This window comes from Sporolactobacillus inulinus (genome assembly GCF_006539285.1).
Taxonomy (GTDB): Bacteria; Bacillota; Bacilli; order Bacillales; family Sporolactobacillaceae; genus Sporolactobacillus; species Sporolactobacillus inulinus.
In genome coordinates this window covers 1-719 of the sequence record NZ_BJMS01000225.1, presented here as the reverse complement: position 1 = coordinate 719, position 719 = coordinate 1, and the positions used below count along the sequence as shown (strand labels likewise).

Sequence of the window (719 nt, the reverse complement as noted above, 5' to 3'; positions counted from 1 at the left end):
AAGAAAAACCAAGCTGTGCTTGGTCCTAAAACCAATCTTATTTTTGTGTACGCTCCGATTACTCGCTTGCCGCAGGCGCCCGAGCGCTTTCGTACTTCCGCAGAATGCGGCGATTTTCCGCGTTGCGCGCAATGGCTTGCACGCCGTTACCGTTCAAAATGCGCTCAGAACGCACAAAAAAAGCATCCGAGTCCCTTTTGAACCTGGATGCTGCATTTCTATATATTTATATTGATTCCGGTAGTACTCAGCCTCTGCGTGCGCCACGTCCTCCGCGTTTGGATTCAGTCTGACGCTTAATTGTCGAAAGACGATCCTCACTGTCTTTTAAATATTGAGAAATTTTGTCCTCAAAACTTAGCGTGTGCGCATGTGAATTAAATCGTTTGCCGCCACCATGTCCGCCGCCGTGTCTTGGTCCGCGAGACGACGACGCGACCTTGGGTTTGTCGACAGCTTTCCGAATGGACAGACCGATCTTTCCGTCGGGCGCAACCTGCAACACCTTAACCGTTACCTCATCACCGACCGACAGAACATCATGAATGTCTTTTACATAACGATCCGCAACTTCACTGATATGAACCAGCCCTGTTTTCCCACCGGGTAAATCAACGAAGGCTCCGAAGTTAGTAATTCCTGATACTTTACCCTTCAGCTTACTGCCTGCTTCAATTGACATAAAGAAAAGCTTCCTCCTAAAATGGTATCAATAATTA

General features: G+C 47.7%; 2 protein-coding genes. One reads left to right on the top strand and one right to left on the bottom strand.

Translation table 11 applies throughout. From position 1 onward, the window contains the following. Positions 1-201, top strand: a 201-nt coding sequence (locus SIN01_RS15305) for a hypothetical protein (protein WP_218027799.1), incomplete at its 5' end; no start/stop codon positions are given. A 46-nt stretch (positions 202-247) separates the two neighbouring features. Here SIN01_RS15305 and SIN01_RS14855 read toward each other — a convergent pair. After that, positions 248-682, bottom strand: coding sequence for a S1 domain-containing RNA-binding protein (locus SIN01_RS14855; RefSeq protein WP_010027875.1), 435 nt, complete (start codon positions 680-682; stop codon positions 248-250). Between the last annotated feature and the right edge of the window lie 37 nt (positions 683-719).